This is a genomic window from Allobosea sp. GW823-FHT01F03, assembly GCF_058798075.1.
This window is the reverse complement of the sequence record NZ_CM179505.1, coordinates 3,858,606-3,875,438: the sequence shown is the minus strand read 5'-3', so window position 1 is coordinate 3,875,438 and position 16,833 is coordinate 3,858,606. Positions and strand designations below refer to the sequence as shown.

Genomic DNA, 16,833 nt, shown 5'->3' with positions numbered 1-16,833 from the left:
ATTTAGATACTCACGGGCCGGCGCTAGACATGGCTCCCGCCTTTCCGGCGTCGGTGCCGCTCGGCGATCAGCCGACGCGTTCCCAGCCCTGCGGCATCAGCCGCTCCTGCGGCAGGAAGCGCGCCTTATAGGCCATTTTCGGTGAGCCATCGACCCAATAGCCGAGATAGACATAAGGCAGGCCGAGCTTGCGGGCGCGCTCGACATGGTCGAGCACCATGAAGGTGCCGAGCGAGCGCAGCTCGAGATCGGGATCATAGACCGAATAGACCATGGAGAGCCCGTCGCTGAGCCGGTCGGTCAGCGCCAGCGCGAAGAGATCGCCCTGGCCGCGCCCGGTGAAGCCGCTATCGGGCCCGCGCCGGCGATATTCGACCAGGCTGGTCTCGACATGGGTGTCCTCGATCATCATGGCGAAATCGAGCGCCGACATCGTCGCCATGCCGCCTTCGGGATGGCGCACGTCGAGATAGGTGCGGAACAGCGAGTAATGCTCCGAGCGCGGCTGCGGCGGCAGCGCCTCGCCGATCAGGTCGCTGTTGCGGGACAGCACCTTGCGGAAGCTGCGCGACGGCCGGAAATCGTCGACGACGATCCTGACCGAGATGCAGGCCCGGCAGGTCTCGCAGGCCGGGCGGTAGGCGATGCTCTGCGAGCGCCGGAAGCCGCCCTGCGAGAGCACGTCGTTGAGATCGCGCGCACGTCCGCCGACAAGGTGGGTGAACACCTTGCGTTCCTCGCGGCCCGGCAGATAGGGGCAGGGCGTCGGCGAGGTCAGATAGAATTGCGGAGCATCCCGCAGGGGGCGCGTCACGTTCGAAGGGCTCCGTCAATCGCGTGCTGCGAGTGTAGCACCCACGACGCCGGCAACAAGCGCCGCGCGGTTCAGGCGCGCACCACGACCAGGCCGGTCAGCAGATCGTGACCGAGGCGCCGGTCGGAACGGGCCAGGCCGCAGAGGATGTCGAGGAACCAGAGCGCGACCGTGCCGGCCGCGACATAGAAGAACAGCGCGTGCACCGCGGCTGCCAGCGCATCCGGGCGTCCGCCGGAGGCGGTTTCGACCCGAAGGCCGGCCATGCGCATGCCGAACGTCGCCTGCTTGCGGCCGCCGATCGTGATGGCGGCGTAGCCGAGCGCGACGCCGATGGTCGCCCCGCCCATCAAGAGCCAGGTCAGCCCGAAGGTGACGATGCCGAGGATGCCGAGCAGGACGAGGACGATCCAGGTCAGGAAGAACAGGATGACGACGTCGCCGATCCAGGCGAACAGCCGCGAGCCGAGCACGCCGCGCGTATCCTGTACCGGGCGCTCCTCCAGCGGGAGGGGCTGCTGGCGATAGGAAGAGGGCTGGCTCATTTGGTGATCGACCTTCCTTGTCCGTGCGGGCAGGCTGCTGATGGGAATTGGCGCCCGCTCCGACAATGTTTGATCGGTTACCCGGTTCCGCAAGTGGGATGCCGAAGACTGCAAGGCGACCTCATGGCCCGGAGTTGCCGGGCTCCTGGCCGCGTGGATAGATGCGCCGAGGCGCGAAGCCTTCCCGGCGCAGCGCCTGCTCGATCGCGGCGGTATGGTGCTCGTCGCGGGTCTCCACGGTGACGTCGAGCGTCACGCCCTTGGCCGGGACGTCGAGGAAGAGCCGGCCATGGCTGACCTCCAGGATGTTGGCGCCGAGCGCGCCGAGCAGGCTCGCGACCTTGCCGAGCAGGCCCGGCCGGTCGCTGGCGGTCAGGCGGAAGGCGGCGATGCGCTGCTCGCGTTCGAGCTCGCGCACCATGATCGCGGCGAGCAGCCGCGTGTCGATATTGCCGCCGGTGAGAACGAGCCCGACCTTGCGGCCGCGATAGCGCTCGGGTTGCTGCAGCATGGCGGCGAGCCCGGCCGCGCCGGCGCCCTCGGCGAGCGTATGCTGCAGGCAGGCATAGGCGTTGACGGCGCGCTCGATCAGGTCTTCGCCGACCAGCACGATGTCTGAGACCAGCGCCCTGACGATCGGCAGAGTCTGCACGCCGACCGTCTTGACGGCGATGCCCTCGGCCAGCGTCGCGCCGCCGATCGGCAGCTCGGCTGCGTGCAGCGCGTTGTGGAAGGAGGGGTAGAGCGCCGCCTCGACGCCGATCAATTCGATGCCGGGCTTCAGCGCCTTGGCAGCGACCGCATTGCCGGCCATCAGCCCGCCACCGCCGATCGGGATGAGCAGGACGTCGAGATCCGGTGCCTCGCGCAGCATTTCGAGCGCGACCGTGCCCTGGCCGGCCATCACCGCGGCATCGTCATAGGGGTGGACGAAGACCAGCCCCTTCTCCTGCGCCAGTTTGCGGGCCTGCTCGGCGGCCTCGAACAATGTTTCGCCGAAGAGCACGACCTCGGCGCCATGGGCGCGGGTGTTCTCGACCTTCACCAGCGGCGTCGGCTCCGGCATCACGATCGTCGCCGGAATGCCGAAGCGCCTGGCATGATAGGCGACCGCCTGGGCGTGATTGCCGGCCGACATCGCGATGACGCCGCGGCGCTTCTCCTCGTCGCAGAGGCTGAGCAGCTTGTTGACCGCGCCGCGTTCCTTGAACGAGGCGGTGGCCTGCATGTTCTCGTGCTTGACCAGGATCTCGGCCCCGGTGAGGGCCGAGAGGCGCGGCGCCGGCATCAGCGGCGTCCTCAGCACATGGCCCTCGATGGTGCGCGCAGCGGCCTCGACATCGGCGAAGCTGACGGCGAATGCGGTCTCTGCCACGTTTTCCCCCCGGAGCGCTTTTCAGACCTGGCGCGGCGATAGCGCGCCATCGCCGAAGAAGCCGCCGGGACGCAGGATCAGCGTCACGGCGAGCAAGCTATAGACGGCGATGTCGCGTTGTTCGAGCGGCATCGCCGTCGACCACGCCATCTCGAAGGCGGCGATGGCGAGCCCGCCGAGGCAGGCGCCCGGAACCGAGCCGATGCCGCCGAGCACGGCCGCGACCAGCGCCTTGAGGCCGAGCGTGAAGCCGCCGGAAAAACCCATGCCGCCATAGATCACCGTGACGATCACGCCGGCCGCGCCACAGGCGGCACAAGCGATAACGATGGCCCGGTCGTGCACGGCGCGCGCATCGACCCCGAACAGGGCGGCGGTGCGGGCATCGTCCGCCACCGCCCGCCAGGCCCGGCCATAGGCCGAGCGGCGCAGATAGTGGATCAGCCCCAGCGCCGCGGCGAGCCCGCCCGCCGTCATGGCGAGCCCGACCGGCGTGGTCGTGACGATGAAGTTCTCGGCCCGGGCCAGCGGCAGCGGCTCGTTGAACACCGGCGGCAGCCAGCGCAGTTCGACCCCTTGTGCGAGGCGCAGATACTCGGATAGCGCGATGGCGAGGCCGATCGTCGCGATCAGCACCTGCTGGCCATTGGCCTTGTCGAGATGGCGCAGCACGAAGCGGCCCATGGCGAAGCCGTGTATGGCGCTGACCGCGATGGCGACCAGGAAGGCGATGGCGAGGCCGGAGGCCGGGGTCGAAGGCGCGAGCGAGAAGACCACGGCGACGCCGACCACGGCGGCGGCGGCGCCCAGGGCCGAGAATTCGCCGAAGGTCAGGATGATGCGGCCGTTCAGCCCGTAGATCAGCGCATAGGCGCTGGCGAGCAGGGCATAGACCGCGGCGGCGGGCAGGGCGGATAGCGCCTGCTGCAGGAAATAGGCGAGCCCCGGCGGCAGCAGCGGCAGGTGCGCGATCGGCGTCGCCTCGGGGTCGACCGGCGGATCGGCCTTGTTCTCGAGGTAGAAGCGCCGCAGCAGCAGGAAGCTCGCATCGGTCATCGGCCGCCCGTCCGAGGCGAGGCCGGCGAGCGCGCCGCGCGGCAGCGGCGTGCCCTCGCCGGCGAAGATGCAGTCGATGGTGCGTCGCCTCGGCTGCATGTCGGGCCGCTCGACCCGGTAGACGATGCGCAATATGCCGGGGCGCGGCCCCTGGCCGCTGCCCTCGATCACGATCGTGCTGTCGCTCGGGTTCAGCGCCGGGATCGCCAGGCGGCAGGCGCGCCGCTGGTCGGTGTCGAAGCGCTGCCCGCAGGAGGCGAGCGCCAGGCAGAGCAGAATCGACGTGAGCAGCGCGCGCATCGACGCTGAGGCTAACGCGCTTCATGGCTGCGCGGAACATGCCTCATGCAAAGCGCCATGCTCGGGCTCGACCCGAGCATCTCTTTCAGGAGATTCTCGGGTCTGCGCTTCGCCGCGCCCGAGAATGACGGCCCTTGTTCAGCCGCGTTCCTTCAGCATCCGCGCGACCTTCGGCGCGAAATAGCTCAGCACCCCGTCGGCACCGGCGCGCTTGAAGGCGAGCAGGCTCTCCAGCATCGCCTTGTCGCCGTCGAGCCAGCCATTATTGGCGGCGGCCATGATCATCGCGTATTCGCCGGAGACCTGATAGGCGAAGGTCGGTACCGCGAAGGTCTCCTTCACCCGCGCCACGACGTCGAGATAGGGCAGGCCGGGCTTGATCATCACCATGTCGGCGCCTTCCTCGAGATCGAGCGCCACCTCGGCGATCGCCTCGTCGGAATTGGCCGGGTCCATCTGATAGGTGCGCTTGTCGCCGATCAGCGTGGCATTGGTGCCGATCGCGTCGCGGAACGGGCCATAATAGGCCGAGGCGTATTTCGCCGCATAGGCCATGATCTGGACGTCCTCGAGCCCGGCGCCGTCGAGCTCGGCACGAATCGCGGCGACGCGCCCGTCCATCATGTCGGAGGGAGCGATGACGTCGGCGCCGGCCTCGGCCAAAGCGAGGGCCTGCTGCGTCAGAATGTGGACGCTGGCGTCGTTCAGCACCTTCTCACCATCCATGACGCCGTCATGGCCATGCGAGGTGTAGGGGTCGAGCGCGGCGTCGCAGATGATGCCGATCTCCGGCACCGCCGCCTTGATCGCCCTCACCGCCCGGCACATCAGATTGCGGCTGTTCAGTGCTTCCGAGCCGGTCGGGTCGCGCAATTCGCGCTCGACGAAGGGAAAGGGCGCGATGGCCGGGATACCGAGCGCCGCGGCCTCCGCCGCCTGTCGCACCGCCTCGTCGATATTGAGCCGGTCGACGCCGGGCATCCAGGCGACGGGGGAACGCGCTTCGCGCGAATCCATCAGGAAGATCGGCCAGATCAGGTCGTCGACCGTCAGCAGGTTCTCGCGCACGAGGCGGCGCGACCAGTCGGCCTTGCGGTTGCGGCGCATGCGGCGGGTGAGGCCGAGGGAGGTCGAGGTCGGGGCCTCGACCAGTCTTGCTTGCGGGGCGGGAAAGGACCGCACAACCCGAGATGCCATGAACGCCTCCAACCTGCCCGACAGCAGTCTTGAGCGTTGCTTTAGCACATCGGAACCATTCCAAAACAGGTACTGGCGTCGCATGCCGGCCCGGCGTGTCGCGCCGTGCGCCCAGGCCCGGGCGGGGTGTCCGCCGCCTCGCGTTGACAAGCCCGGCCACGGCTTCCAGAACCGGAAGCGACAGCAGGATGGCATTTCGGACATGACGCAGGACCAGGAGATCATCTGCGAGCGGCGCGGTGCGGCGGGTTTCGTCCTGCTCAACCGTCCCAAGGCGCTCAACGCGCTGAGCCATGGCATGGTGCGCGAGCTTGCGCGCGCGCTCGACGCCTGGGAGAACGACCCGGCGGTGACCCGCATCGTCGTGACCGCCTCCGGCGAGAAGGCGTTCTGCGCCGGCGGCGACATTCGCGCCCTCCACGATTTCGGCAAGGCCGGCCGGCAGGACGAGATGCTCGCCTTCTGGCGCGAGGAATACATCCTGAATGCGCGGATCAAGGCCTATCCCAAGCCCTATATCTCGCTGATCGACGGCATCGTCATGGGCGGCGGCGTCGGTATCTCGCTGCATGGCAGCCATCGCGTCGCCGGCGAGCGCTATCTCTTCGCCATGCCCGAGGTCGGCATCGGCTTCTTCCCGGATGTCGGGGCGACCTTCGCGCTGCCGCGCCTGCCGGATGCCGCCGGCGTCTACCTCGCCTTGACCGGTGACCGTGTCGGCCAGGGCGATGCGCTGGCCTTAGGTCTGGCGACGCATGCCGCCGCCTCGGCCCGCATGGGCGAGCTCGCCGAGGCGCTGACCGGAACCGCGCCGGTCGACGAGATCCTCGCCGCCTTCGCGCAGCCGGTTGCGCCCGGCAAGCTCTTCGCCGAGCGCCAGGCCATGGCCGCCGCTTTCGGTGCGCCGACGCTGGCCGGCATCCTCGCGCGTCTGGAGGCGGGCGCCGCCGCAGGCGAAGCCTTCGCCACCAAGGCGCTCGCCACCATCAGGGCGAAATCGCCGACCAGTGTCGCCATCGTCTTCGAGCAGATGCGCCGCGGTGCATCCCTCGATTTCGCCGGAGCCATGGCGCTGGAGTTCCGAATCGTCTCGCGTATCGCTCATGGTCAGGATTTCTATGAGGGCGTCCGGGCGGTGGTGATCGACAAGGATCAGGCCCCGGTCTGGCAGCCGGCCAGCATCGAGGCGCTCGATCCGGCGGCTGTCGAGGCCCATTTCGCGCCGCTGGGGGAAACTGAACTCGTTCTGGGCCGCCCGGCGTGAGCCTGACGCGCGAGAGCGATGTCCTGCGCAGCCAGTCTGGCGGCGCTGCCGGTGAGGGCAAGTCCGGCGGCAGGCGCTGGCGGACGATGCTGGTCTGGCTGCTGCGCCTGCTCTCCGTCGCCTGGATGGCGAAGGGGCTGCTGCAATGGGCCGTGATCCTCGGTCTCGGCGCCGATGCCGTCCCCCCCTTCGAAGCGCGTCCGCTGACCTTCCAGGCGATCACTGTCTATTTCGCGGTGTTCGATCTCGTAGCCGCCGTCGGCCTCTGGCTGACCGCGACCTGGGGCGGCGTGCTCTGGCTGCTGGCGGCGATGAGCCAGCTCCTGCTCGGCTTCTTCTTCCCGCGCTGGCTGCCGCTCTCGCCGGTGCTGATCGGCAGCTATGTCATGCTGATGCTGGCCTATTTCGTCGCGACCTGGGCGGCCGAAAACCAGGAGGACTGAACGCGCCGCGGCCGCTCGAATGCGAGTGGCCATGGTAAGAAACGCTTTAGCTTAAGGGATTTGCGGTTCATTTCGCATTCACCCAAATGGGTAAATCCCTGATTCATCCTGATATTTAAACTCGTTTTCATCCGCCCTCCCTATGGTGTCTCTCAGAAGCGGACCGGGAGACAAATCCTGGCCGGTATACAACAGGCGGGATATACCATGAAAAGCAACGTAAAGACTGCGGCTCCGGCCGTGTCAGAGGAAGTTCAACTCAAGGTGAAGCCGCTTTATCTTGAGTCGCTCACCTTGGTGGAGCGCCTGCATCGGCGTCTGCTCGATGTCATCAAGGACGAATTCGAGCGTCGCAACCGCGACGACGTCAACAGCGTCCAGGCCCTGCTGCTCTACAATATCGGCGATGCCGAGCTCAGCGCCAGCGAGTTGCGGACCCGCGGCTACTATCTCGGCTCGAACGTGTCCTACAACGTCAAGAAGCTGGTCGAGCTCGGCTTCCTGCACCATGCCCGTTCGCGGATCGACCGGCGTTCGGTGCGGATCAGCCTGACCGAGAAGGGCCACGAGGTGCACAACCTGGTGAAGGGCGTCTATGACAAGCACGTTCGCACGGTCGAGCAGATCGGCGGCATCGCGACCGATGATTTCGAGCGCATGAACAACGCCCTGCTGCGTCTCGAGCGCTTCTGGACCGACCAGATCCGCTACAAGCTCTGAGGCCGCGCGGCCGGCCGCGCGCTGCCGTCCGATCCGCAAATCCCCCCGGCCGGAGGGCCGGGGTGCGCCGCTGCGACTGCCGGCGATAGCCCGGCACCGATCAAGCACAATTGAACGCGACGCAACGTCGCCCCAAAAATGCCGCTCTCATCATAGCGTGTTAACTGTGGTAGGGGATCGTCCCCAGCAACCAGCGCGGCCCGGCCGTGCTGAAGGGGCGGATTTCGTCCCGCTTTATGTTGACTGCGAAGTCCGAGGGGTACGATCGATGCCGCATATCAGCCTGACGCGTCGCGAGACGGTGCTGGCCCTGTTTTCGAGCGCCGCCGCCGGCGTCAGCCTGCCGGCTTTCGCCCAGCAGGCCGAATGGCGCCAGAACTACGATGCGGGCGCCCGCAATGTGGTGCTGCGCTCCTCTACCCCGATGCTGTCCCCGGCGGCGCTCGCCGCGACCGAGCAGGCGATCGCGAACTATCGCGATCTCGCCGCGCGCGGCGGCTGGCCGGTACTGCAGGTCGGTGATCGTCTCGCCGTGGGCTCGAAGGGGCAGGGCGTCGTGCAACTGCGCCAGCGCCTGATCATCACCGGCGATCTCGATGCGTCGGTCGGAACCAGCAATGTCTTCGATTCCTATGTCGAGGGCGGGGTACGCCGCTTCCAGGCACGCATGGGCCTGTCGACCACCGGCAGCGTCAACCGCGCCACCCTGAACGCGCTGAACGTGCCGATCGAGCGGCGTATCCGCCAGCTCGAGACCAACGTCGTCCGGCTGCGCACCTGGTCGGGCAATCTCGGCAACCGCTACGTCGTCGCCAATATCCCGGCGGCTGCGATCGAGACCGTCGAGAACGGCCATGTCGCGACCCGCCACGCCGCGGGCGTCGGCAAGGCCGATCGCCAGTCGCCGCTGCTGCAGACCAAGATTCCCGAGGTCAATTTCAACCCGACCTGGACCGTGCCGGCCTCGATCATCCGCAAGGATCTGATCCCGATGATGCGCAAGCAGCCGGGCTATCTCACCGAGAACCGGATCCGCATCATCGGCCCGAGCGGCGAGATCGCGCCCGAGCGGGTCAACTGGAACTCGGACGAGGCGACGCGCTACACCTTCCGCCAGGATCCGGGCGGCGAGTTCAACTCGCTCGGCTTCGTGCGCATCAATATCCCCAGCCCGCATGGCGTCTACATGCACGATACGCCGGCCAAGGGCATTTTCGGCGACGATTTCCGCTTCGTCTCCTCGGGCTGCATCCGCGTCCAGAACGTGCGCGACTACATCACCTTCCTGCTGAAGGAGACCCCCGGCTGGGATCGCGCCAAGATCGACGAGACGATCCAGTCCGGCGAGCGCATCAACGCCCGCATCGCCAACCCCGTACCCTGCTACTGGGTCTACATCACCGCCTGGGCGACGCCCGATGGCGGCGTGCAGTTCCGCGAGGACATCTACAACAAGGACGGGCTCGGCCCGGTCCCGGTCGCCCGCCTCCAGGGCGAGCAGGACATCTGAGCAGGTCTTTCCTGCCGTCCAGTTGATAAGGGCTCCCGGACAGCTGTCCGGGAGCCCTTTCTGTTGTCAGTGTTCTCTTCGGCGCGTTCGATCCCGCCGTCAGACGAAATTGTCGGCGATGATGTAGCCGAGGATCGAGATGCAGCTCATCACGATCGCGATTTCGAGAAGTCCGAAGCCCATGGTCGCCTCCGCCGCTGGATGAGCAACGCCCGAACTTCGCCATGGTTCCGCCGCTGGGGCGGCGAAATTGCGACGGCGCTCGTAGCGGACTCTTCTGACGCGACGACGGCACGCACCGGTTGCGCCTCTACGGCGACAAAACCGCATTCCCCTTTTGCCGGGCATGGTCTAAGCACGCGCCAGCGCCGGGCAAGGGTTGCGCCGGCCTCGCGACCAAGCCAAACGGACGCGCCTCGGGTCGGCACCGTGCCGGCCGCAGGCGGCGCGTCGATGGAGCAGACCATGAGCCGTGACGCCGCCCCCGAGAAGCATCTCTCGAACTCCTTCTTCGCCGCTTCGCTCGCCGATCGCGATCCCGAGATCGCCCGTGCCATCGAGCTCGAGCTCGGTCGCCAGCGCGACGAGATCGAGCTGATCGCCTCCGAGAACATCGTCTCGCGCGCCGTGCTCGAGGCGCAGGGCTCGGTGATGACCAACAAATATGCCGAGGGCTATCCCGGCCGGCGCTATTATGGCGGCTGCCAGTTCGTCGACATCGCCGAGAAGCTGGCGATCGAGCGTGCCTGCCGGTTGTTCGATTGTGGGTTCGCCAATGTCCAGCCGAACTCCGGCAGCCAGGCCAACCAGGCCGTGTTCATGGCACTGATGCAGCCCGGCGACACCTTCATGGGGCTCGATCTCGCCGCCGGCGGCCATCTCACCCATGGCGCGCCGGTCAACCAGTCGGGCAAGTGGTTCAAGGTCGTGCCCTACGGCGTCTGCGTCGTCGACCAGCAGATCGACTATGACGCGATGGAGTGCCTCGCGATCGAGCACAAGCCGAAGCTCATCGTCGCCGGAGGCTCGGCCTATGCCCGCCACTGGGATTTCGCCCGCTTCCGTGAGATCGCCGACAAGGTCGGCGCCTATTTCATGGTCGATATCGCGCATTTCGCCGGTCTCGTCGCCGGCGGCGCCCATCCCTCGCCGTTCCCGCACGCTCATGTCGTCACCACCACCACGCACAAGACCCTGCGCGGCCCGCGCGGCGGCATGGTGCTGACCAATGACGAGGCGATCGCCAAGAAGATCAACTCGGCGGTGTTCCCGGGCCTGCAGGGCGGGCCGCTGATGCATGTCATCGCCGCCAAGGCCGTGTCCTTCCACGAGGCGCTGCAGCCCGAGTTCAAGACCTATGCCCATGCCGTCGTCGCCAACGCCAAGGCGCTGGCCGAGACGCTGAAGAGCAAGGGCTTCGATCTCGTCACCGGCGGCACCGACAACCATCTGATGCTGGTCGACCTGCGCTCGAAGAAGATCACCGGCAAGGCCGCCGAGGCCGCGCTCGGACGCGCGCACATCACCTGCAACAAGAACGGCATCCCCTTCGATCCGGAGAAGCCGATGGTCACATCCGGCATCCGCCTGGGCACCCCGGCGGCGACCTCGCGCGGCTTCGGCGTCGCCGAGTTCCAGCGCGTCGGCGAGCTGATTGCCGAGGTGCTCGACGGGCTTGCTGCGAATGGCGAAGAGGGCAACGCCGCGGTCGAGCAGGCGGTGAAGGCCAAGGCGCAGGCGCTGACGGCGCGCTTCCCGATCTACTGAGCAGGCTCCGGCCGGGGCGATCTTTAGGGGAACGTCCCGGTCAGCTTGATCATGAACAGGTTCTCCGGTCCGCCGGGCGCGTCGCCCCGGCCGGTCCGGCTGAGTTCCGCGCTGAGGTCGAGCCCCTTCGTGACCTTGTATCCGGCCGCGGCGCTGCCGCCGAACTGCCCGTCCTTGACCTGTGCGGCGACCGCGACGTTGAAGTGATCCTCCGTCGCGCTGAGCTTGAGGTTGAGATCGACGGTCGGCTTGCTGACGTCCTTCTTGACGATGCCGGTGAGGTCGAAGGAGCCGTATTTGACCATGACCTCGCCTTCCACCTTGTCGATGGCCGCAGATCTGGTCACCACCTGAAGCGAGAGATCGAGCTTCAGCCTGTCCCATTTCAGCTTGCCGGTCAGCTTGGCGCCGACGAGTTCGGCCGTCGGGTCGAAGACGATGCCGCCGACGCCGAGCTTCAGCGCGCCGAGCTTGACGACCTCGAACTGCAGCTTCTCCAGCTGCTGCAGGCCGAGCGTCACCGCTCCGCTGTTCGGCTTGGTGACGAACAGTGCCGCGCCTGCACCGAGCGCGAGCGCCGCGCCGACGACATAGACGACGCCTTTGTGCTGATCGACCCAGACGCCGAGCGCTGACGAGCCGGCCGCCTGCTTGAAGGCATCGACCTGCTTCTCCAGGGATTTGTACGCCGACGATTTCTTGATCTGCTTGAAGTATTCGTCGGCGGCCTTGGACAGAACATCGTCGCCGATCGAGCGGAGTTTCTGGATGTCGTCCGGCGAGAGCTGGGTGGTCTGGCTCTTGAGTTTGGCATTCGCGAAGCTCAAGAGCCCCTTCTGGGCGGTCGCCAGCACGACCGGGCTCTTGAGGATCTCGGCGAGACGTTCGGGAGACCTGTGGATCTCGCTGTCGAGAAGGTCGAACGCCAGCACGACCAGGCCGCCGAAGGCGTCGCCCGTAGTGTCGTTGGACATCTGCAAAACTCCGATTGGCGAGCGATGGGGATCGGCAGGCAGCGCAAACGGTGAAGGGCAGGCGGGTCGCAGGCTCCATCTTGGCATGAGAAGGCAGCTCGCCCTGCGTCTTTTTTTCGAGGCGTTTCCCTTCATCGGCCATAGCGCCATGCGATATTGCGCTTGCCCCCTTGCCGCCGCCCGGTCGTTTTTCGCTGGCCTGCGACGGCATGGCTGGGGCAAGGAAGGGCCGCGGACGGTATTGTCCCTCAAGCAACCCTCGAGGCCCAAGGTATGCGCTGTCCTTATTGCGGCTCGCTCGACACCCAGGTGAAGGATTCGCGGCCGACCGACGATCACGCCTCGATCCGGCGCCGGCGCGTCTGCCCGGATTGCGGTGGCCGCTTCACCACTTTTGAGCGGGTGCAACTGCGCGAGCTCACCGTGGTCAAGCGCTCGGGCCGGCGCACCGCCTTCGATCGTGACAAGCTGCAGACCTCGATCGAGGTCGCTTTGCGCAAGCGCGCCGTGGCCCCCGAGCGTATCGAGCGCCTGGTCAACGGCATCGTGCGCCAGCTCGAAAGTTCGGGCGAGGCGGAGATCATGAGCTCGACCATCGGCGAGCTGGTGATGGAAGGGCTGAAATCGCTCGACGACGTCGCCTATGTCCGCTTCGCCTCGGTCTACCGGAATTTCCGCGAGGCCCGAGATTTCGAGGAGCTGCTCGGCCAGCTCAGCAGCGATGAGGGGGAGGGCGAGGCCGAGCCCGTCGGCGAAGGGGCCAGGCCGCGCGACGATGTCTGATCGCGACGAGATCGACCGCGCCTTCATGCGCCAGGCGCTGGAGCTCGGTGCGCGCGGCCTCGGCCAGACCTGGCCGAACCCATCGGTCGGGGCCGTGGTGACCCGCGATGGGCCGGAGGGACCGGTCGTCGTCGGGGCCGGCCACACTCAGCCTGGCGGCCGACCGCATGGCGAGGCGATGGCCTTCGAGCAGGCCGGTTCCGCGGCGGCAGGGGGCACGCTCTATGTGACGCTGGAGCCCTGCTCGCACCGGACCCTGCGCGGCGGCACCCCTTGCGTCGAGCGCACCCTGCTCGCTGGCGTGCGCCGCGTCGTCTCGGCCATGGCCGATCCCAATCCCCGCATCGCAGGGCTCGGCCATGCACTCCTGCGCAGTTCCGGGGTGGAGGTGGTCACCGGCGTGCTCGAAGATCAGGCGCAGCGCAGCCATCGCGGCCATGTGCTGCGCGTCACGCAGGGCCGGCCGATGGTGACCTTCAAGGTGGCGCGTACCGCCGACGGCTTCGCCGGCGGGGCAGGGCGGGCTCGCATCAGGATTTCCTGTCCGGAAGCCGGTGAATGGGTTCACCGCGAGCGTGCCCGTTACGACGCGATCATGCTCGGTATCGGCTCCGTCCTTGCCGATGATCCGCTCCTGACCGTGCGGCTCGCCGGGCTGGAGATCCGTTCGCCGGTCCGGGTCGTGCTCGATTCCAATCTGCGCCTGCCGCTGGATTCGCAGCTGGTGCGCGGCGCCGGCGAGGTGCCGGTCTGGGCAATCGCGGCAGAGGATGCGCCGGTCGAGGCCGAGGCGCGCCTCGTCGCCGCCGGCGTCGAGGTGATGCGCGTCGGACGCGCCGCCGACGGCCATCTCGATCTCGGCGAGGCGCTGCGGCTGCTCGCGGCACGCGGCATCACTCGGGTCTTTTCCGAGGGCGGGCCGACCATCGGTGAAAGGCTGGCGCTGGCCGGCTTTGTCGACGAGGTCATCGTCTCGACCTCGCCGATCGTGCTCGGCGAAGCCGGCGTCGTCGCCGTGCGGCCGGGCCTTGCGGCGCTGCTCGCCGATCCCAAGATGTACGCCATCGCCGAAGCCGGGATCATCGGCCAGGACCGTTTCCAGCACTTCACGAGGATTGCCTGATGTTCACCGGCATCGTCACCGCCATTGGCACCGTCACCCAGGCGCGGAAGATGGGGCCGAGCCTGAAGCGGCTCGCCATGTCCTGCCCCTGGGAGGCAGAGGGCATCGAGATCGGCGCCTCGATCGCCTGCGCCGGCGTCTGCCTCACCGTGACCGCCCTGAGCCCGCGCGAGGATGGCGAGCCGGGCTGTGTCTTCCAGGTCGAGGCTGCGGCCGAGACGCTGTCCAAGACCTTGGTCGGCGACTGGGATGTCGGGACGCCGATCAATCTCGAGCGCTCGCTGAAGATGGGCGACGAGCTTGGCGGCCATCTGGTCACCGGCCATGTCGACGGCGTCGGCAGGATCATCAAGGTCGATGCCATCGCGCCCGATCCGGATGAGCCCTGGGGTGCGACGGCGCGCTTCCATATCCGCGCGCCGCAGGGCCTCGCCCGCTTCATCGCGGCCAAGGGCTCGATCTGCCTCGACGGCACCTCGCTGACCGTCAACACCGTCGAGGACGACGTGTTCACCGTCCTGCTGATCCCGCATTCCTTCAGTGTCACCACCTGGGGGCAGCGCGAGCAGGGGGACGGCGTTCATGTCGAGGTCGATCTGATGGCGCGGTATGCCGCGCGGCTTGCGGAGGCGCGCGGGCAGGGCTAAGAGCCGGTCCTGCCTCAGCCCTCATCCTGAGGAGCCGCGCAGCGGCGTCTCGAAGGATGGTCCAGTGCGCTCTGGACCATGCTTCGAGACGCCATTTCTGACGAAACGGCTCCTCAGGACGAGGGCTTGATTGCTTTCGATCCGGTCGAAGGCGCCTCGACGATACCAGAAGGAATTCCCGCATGGCCGGACCCCGGCAATCATCGGCTGCCTCAGCCGCTCCGCTCGACGGCGCACGCGTCCTCGTGGTCGAGGCCCGCTTCTATGACGGCCTCGCCGACGAACTGCTGCAAGGCGCGCTCGCCGTGCTCGAAAAAGCCGGCTGCCGCGTCGATCGCGTCACCGTTCCCGGCGCGCTCGAGATCCCGTCTGCGATCGTCATCGGCCTGCGTGCCGCCGACGAGGCTGTCGATCCCTATGAGGCGGTGGTCGCACTCGGCACCGTGATCCGGGGCGAGACCGGCCATTACGACATCGTCGCCGGCGAGAGCTCGCGCGCGTTGATGGATCTCTCCGTCGCCTTCGCCCTGCCGCTCGGCAACGGCATCCTGACCGTCGAGAACGAGGCCCAGGCCTGGGCCCGTGCCAATCGTTCCGAGATGGACAAGGGCGGCGGCGCGGCTGAAGCTGCGCTCTCGGTGCTGCGCTACAAGCGCTCGCTGGTGGAGGAGTCGAAATGAGCCGGGCCGAGATGCGCCGCGGCGCCCGGCTGGCGGCCGTGCAGGCGCTCTACCAGATGGAGGTCGGCGGGCGCGGCGTGGTCGAGGCCATGGCCGAGTTCGAGCATTTCTGGATCGGCAAGGAGGTCGAGGAGATCGAGCTGCCGAAAGCCGAGCTGAATTTCTTCCGCGACCTGCTCGGCGGCGTCGTCAGCGAGCAGCGTCTGGTCGATCGCGCCGTGGACGATGCACTCGCCGCGGGCTGGCCGCTGAAGCGCGTCGAGGCGGTGGTACGCGCGGTGCTGCGCGCCGGTGCGTATGAGCTGGCCTTCCGCAAGGACGTGCCGGCGCGCGCCGTGATTTCGGAATATGTCGCGGTCACCCGCACCTTCTACCAGGGCGAGGAGATCGGCATGGTCAACGCCGTGCTCGACAAGCTCGCCCGCGAGTTCCGCGCCGAGGAATTCGACGTCCCGGCGGCGTGAGCAGGAGGGCAACCTCCGAGCCCTCATCCTGAGGAGCCGTTCCGCCAGGAGCGGCGTCTCGAAGGATGAACCAGATTGCACCCTTGGCATCCTCTGAAGCATCCTTCGAGACGCCGCTTCGGGGCTCCTCAGGGTGAGGGCTGCACTTGGCAAGTGAGATCGCAATGTCGAGAGAAGACGCGCGACCCGGTGAATTCGAGCTGATCGCCCGGCATTTCGCCCCGATCGCCGGCCGTGACGGCCTCGGGCTTCTCGACGATGCGGCGCTGCTGCGGCCGGCGCGGGGCTACGAGCTCGTCGTCACCGCCGACGCGCTGGTCGCCGGCGTGCACTTCTTCCCGGACGACCCCGCCGGCTCGATTGCGCGCAAGGCGCTGGCGGTCAACCTCTCCGATCTCGCCGCCAAGGGCGCGCGGCCCGACGGTTTCGTGCTGACGCTCGCTTTGCCCAAGGGCTGGGCCGAGGATTGGCTCGCAGCCTTCGCCCAAGGGCTCGCGGCTGTCGCGGGCGAGGCGGGCTGCCCGCTGATCGGCGGGGACACGGTCTCGACGACCGGCCCGTTGACGCTTTCGATCACCGCCTTCGGCAGCGTGCCTGCCGGGCGCATGGTGCTGCGCTCGGGCGCCAAGCCCGGCGATCTCGTGCTGGTCACGGGGACGATCGGCGATGGCGCGCTCGGCCTGCGGGCGCATGGCCCGGACCGGCCGGGCTGGGTCGCCCGCCTCTGCGAGGCCGACCGCGCCTTCCTGGCCGACCGCTATCTGCATCCGCAGCCGCGCCTGGCGCTCGCCCAGGCCCTGCAGCTCCATGCCTCGGCGGCGATGGACGTCTCGGACGGGCTCGTCGGCGACCTCGGCAAGCTGCTCGCAGCCTCGCGCGTCGGCGCCGAGATCGAGCTTGACGCGGTGCCGCTCTCGGCCGCGGCCCGCAATGCCGTCATGGCTGATCCCGCATTGGCGGAACTGGCCTGGACCGGCGGCGACGACTACGAAATTCTCTGCACGGCGTCCGAGGTGGAATTTCCTTCCCTTGCCGCGGCGGCGCAGGCGGCAGGGCTCGGTCTTGCGCGCATCGGCCGCGTCACGGCGGAGGCAGGGACCGTGCGATATAGCGAGGCGGGCAGGCCGCGCAGCTTTGCGCGAGGCTCCTTCGTTCATTTCTGAGAGCGGCC

The 16,833-nt window shown here is 67.8% G+C and carries 17 protein-coding genes; 11 read left to right on the top strand and 6 right to left on the bottom strand.

The window, feature by feature from the left end; all coding sequences use genetic code 11:
• Positions 1 to 67 precede the first annotated feature (67 nt).
• From AC3RCC_RS18635 to hemB, 5 genes are all read right to left on the bottom strand, one after another.
• Positions 68 to 814, bottom strand: a complete 747-nt coding sequence (locus tag AC3RCC_RS18635; protein WP_291640134.1) for an arginyltransferase — start codon at positions 812 to 814, stop codon at positions 68 to 70.
• A gap of 71 nt (positions 815 to 885) precedes the next feature.
• Positions 886 to 1,359, bottom strand: coding sequence for an RDD family protein (locus tag AC3RCC_RS18630; RefSeq protein ID WP_291640132.1), 474 nt, complete (start codon positions 1,357 to 1,359; stop codon positions 886 to 888).
• 121 nt (positions 1,360 to 1,480) lie between these two features.
• Positions 1,481 to 2,734: a threonine ammonia-lyase gene (locus AC3RCC_RS18625; protein WP_492256194.1), complete on the bottom strand. Its 1,254-nt coding sequence runs from the start codon at positions 2,732 to 2,734 to the stop codon at positions 1,481 to 1,483.
• 21 nt (positions 2,735 to 2,755) lie between these two features.
• A complete protein-coding gene (locus AC3RCC_RS18620; RefSeq protein ID WP_492256193.1) occupies positions 2,756 to 4,090 on the bottom strand; it encodes a branched-chain amino acid ABC transporter permease in 1,335 nt (444 codons plus the stop codon).
• Between the two features lie 138 nt (positions 4,091 to 4,228).
• Positions 4,229 to 5,287 carry a porphobilinogen synthase gene (hemB, locus tag AC3RCC_RS18615; protein ID WP_465247219.1) on the bottom strand — a complete coding sequence of 353 codons (1,059 nt, stop codon included), beginning with the start codon at positions 5,285 to 5,287 and terminating at the stop codon, positions 4,229 to 4,231.
• Positions 5,288 to 5,489: 202 nt separating this feature from the next.
• Here hemB and AC3RCC_RS18610 point away from each other — a divergent pair, with 202 nt between their 5' ends.
• The 5 genes from AC3RCC_RS18610 (at position 5,490) to glyA (ending at position 10,991) form a co-directional block, all read left to right on the top strand.
• The gene (locus tag AC3RCC_RS18610; RefSeq protein WP_492256192.1) at positions 5,490 to 6,551 is read left to right on the top strand and encodes an enoyl-CoA hydratase/isomerase family protein; all 1,062 of its coding nucleotides are present in this window, start codon (positions 5,490 to 5,492) and stop codon (positions 6,549 to 6,551) included.
• Positions 6,548 to 6,994, top strand: a complete 447-nt coding sequence (locus AC3RCC_RS18605) for a DUF6163 family protein (RefSeq protein WP_291647884.1) — start codon at positions 6,548 to 6,550, stop codon at positions 6,992 to 6,994. Before AC3RCC_RS18610 ends, AC3RCC_RS18605 begins: the two co-directional genes overlap by 4 nt.
• Positions 6,995 to 7,201: 207 nt before the next feature.
• Entirely contained in the window at positions 7,202 to 7,714 is a 513-nt protein-coding gene (ldtR, locus tag AC3RCC_RS18600; protein ID WP_066474464.1) for a transcriptional regulator LdtR, read from the top strand.
• Positions 7,715 to 7,982: 268 nt separating this feature from the next.
• Positions 7,983 to 9,224, top strand: a complete 1,242-nt coding sequence (locus tag AC3RCC_RS18595) for a L,D-transpeptidase family protein (RefSeq protein ID WP_452118103.1) — start codon at positions 7,983 to 7,985, stop codon at positions 9,222 to 9,224.
• A gap of 465 nt (positions 9,225 to 9,689) precedes the next feature.
• Positions 9,690 to 10,991, top strand: a complete 1,302-nt coding sequence (gene glyA / locus AC3RCC_RS18590) for a serine hydroxymethyltransferase (protein WP_492256191.1) — start codon at positions 9,690 to 9,692, stop codon at positions 10,989 to 10,991.
• A gap of 23 nt (positions 10,992 to 11,014) precedes the next feature.
• Here glyA and AC3RCC_RS18585 read toward each other — a convergent pair whose 3' ends face one another.
• Complete coding sequence (locus tag AC3RCC_RS18585; RefSeq protein ID WP_291647888.1) at positions 11,015 to 11,965, bottom strand: hypothetical protein; 951 nt, start codon at positions 11,963 to 11,965, stop codon at positions 11,015 to 11,017.
• A gap of 273 nt (positions 11,966 to 12,238) precedes the next feature.
• Between AC3RCC_RS18585 and nrdR the strand changes: the two genes are divergently transcribed.
• From nrdR to thiL, 6 genes are all read left to right on the top strand, one after another.
• Positions 12,239 to 12,748, top strand: a complete 510-nt coding sequence (gene nrdR, locus AC3RCC_RS18580; protein WP_291640114.1) for a transcriptional regulator NrdR — start codon at positions 12,239 to 12,241, stop codon at positions 12,746 to 12,748.
• Positions 12,741 to 13,871 carry a bifunctional diaminohydroxyphosphoribosylaminopyrimidine deaminase/5-amino-6-(5-phosphoribosylamino)uracil reductase RibD gene (gene ribD, locus AC3RCC_RS18575; protein ID WP_492256190.1) on the top strand — a complete coding sequence of 377 codons (1,131 nt, stop codon included), beginning with the start codon at positions 12,741 to 12,743 and terminating at the stop codon, positions 13,869 to 13,871. The genes nrdR and ribD overlap by 8 nt, the downstream gene beginning before the upstream one ends.
• Positions 13,871 to 14,518 (top strand): riboflavin synthase, encoded by a 648-nt coding sequence (locus AC3RCC_RS18570; RefSeq protein ID WP_492256189.1) that lies wholly within the window; start codon positions 13,871 to 13,873, stop codon positions 14,516 to 14,518. The genes ribD and AC3RCC_RS18570 overlap by 1 nt, the downstream gene beginning before the upstream one ends.
• Before the next feature lie 182 nt (positions 14,519 to 14,700).
• Positions 14,701 to 15,198, top strand: a complete 498-nt coding sequence (gene ribH / locus AC3RCC_RS18565; RefSeq protein ID WP_291640108.1) for a 6,7-dimethyl-8-ribityllumazine synthase — start codon at positions 14,701 to 14,703, stop codon at positions 15,196 to 15,198.
• A complete protein-coding gene (gene nusB, locus AC3RCC_RS18560) occupies positions 15,195 to 15,662 on the top strand; it encodes a transcription antitermination factor NusB (protein WP_291640106.1) in 468 nt (155 codons plus the stop codon). The genes ribH and nusB overlap by 4 nt, the downstream gene beginning before the upstream one ends.
• A gap of 164 nt (positions 15,663 to 15,826) precedes the next feature.
• Positions 15,827 to 16,825 carry a thiamine-phosphate kinase gene (thiL, locus tag AC3RCC_RS18555; protein WP_492256188.1) on the top strand — a complete coding sequence of 333 codons (999 nt, stop codon included), beginning with the start codon at positions 15,827 to 15,829 and terminating at the stop codon, positions 16,823 to 16,825.
• Positions 16,826 to 16,833: the final 8 nt, after the last annotated feature.

What these genes read in the sequence shown, in the direction of transcription:
- AC3RCC_RS18630 (WP_291640132.1), bottom strand. Translation starts at nt 1,359, where the DNA reads ATGAGCCAGCCCTCTTCCTATCGCCAGCAGCCCCTCCCGCTGGAGGAG.
- AC3RCC_RS18620 (WP_492256193.1), bottom strand. Translation starts at nt 4,090, where the DNA reads ATGCGCGCGCTGCTCACGTCGATTCTGCTCTGCCTGGCGCTCGCCTCC.
- hemB (WP_465247219.1), bottom strand. Translation starts at nt 5,287, where the DNA reads ATGGCATCTCGGGTTGTGCGGTCCTTTCCCGCCCCGCAAGCAAGACTG.
- AC3RCC_RS18610 (WP_492256192.1), top strand. Translation starts at nt 5,490, where the DNA reads ATGACGCAGGACCAGGAGATCATCTGCGAGCGGCGCGGTGCGGCGGGT.
- ldtR (WP_066474464.1), top strand. Translation starts at nt 7,202, where the DNA reads ATGAAAAGCAACGTAAAGACTGCGGCTCCGGCCGTGTCAGAGGAAGTT.
- AC3RCC_RS18595 (WP_452118103.1), top strand. Translation starts at nt 7,983, where the DNA reads ATGCCGCATATCAGCCTGACGCGTCGCGAGACGGTGCTGGCCCTGTTT.
- glyA (WP_492256191.1), top strand. Translation starts at nt 9,690, where the DNA reads ATGAGCCGTGACGCCGCCCCCGAGAAGCATCTCTCGAACTCCTTCTTC.
- AC3RCC_RS18585 (WP_291647888.1), bottom strand. Translation starts at nt 11,965, where the DNA reads ATGTCCAACGACACTACGGGCGACGCCTTCGGCGGCCTGGTCGTGCTG.
- nrdR (WP_291640114.1), top strand. Translation starts at nt 12,239, where the DNA reads ATGCGCTGTCCTTATTGCGGCTCGCTCGACACCCAGGTGAAGGATTCG.
- ribD (WP_492256190.1), top strand. Translation starts at nt 12,741, where the DNA reads ATGTCTGATCGCGACGAGATCGACCGCGCCTTCATGCGCCAGGCGCTG.
- AC3RCC_RS18570 (WP_492256189.1), top strand. Translation starts at nt 13,871, where the DNA reads ATGTTCACCGGCATCGTCACCGCCATTGGCACCGTCACCCAGGCGCGG.
- ribH (WP_291640108.1), top strand. Translation starts at nt 14,701, where the DNA reads ATGGCCGGACCCCGGCAATCATCGGCTGCCTCAGCCGCTCCGCTCGAC.
- nusB (WP_291640106.1), top strand. Translation starts at nt 15,195, where the DNA reads ATGAGCCGGGCCGAGATGCGCCGCGGCGCCCGGCTGGCGGCCGTGCAG.
- thiL (WP_492256188.1), top strand. Translation starts at nt 15,827, where the DNA reads ATGTCGAGAGAAGACGCGCGACCCGGTGAATTCGAGCTGATCGCCCGG.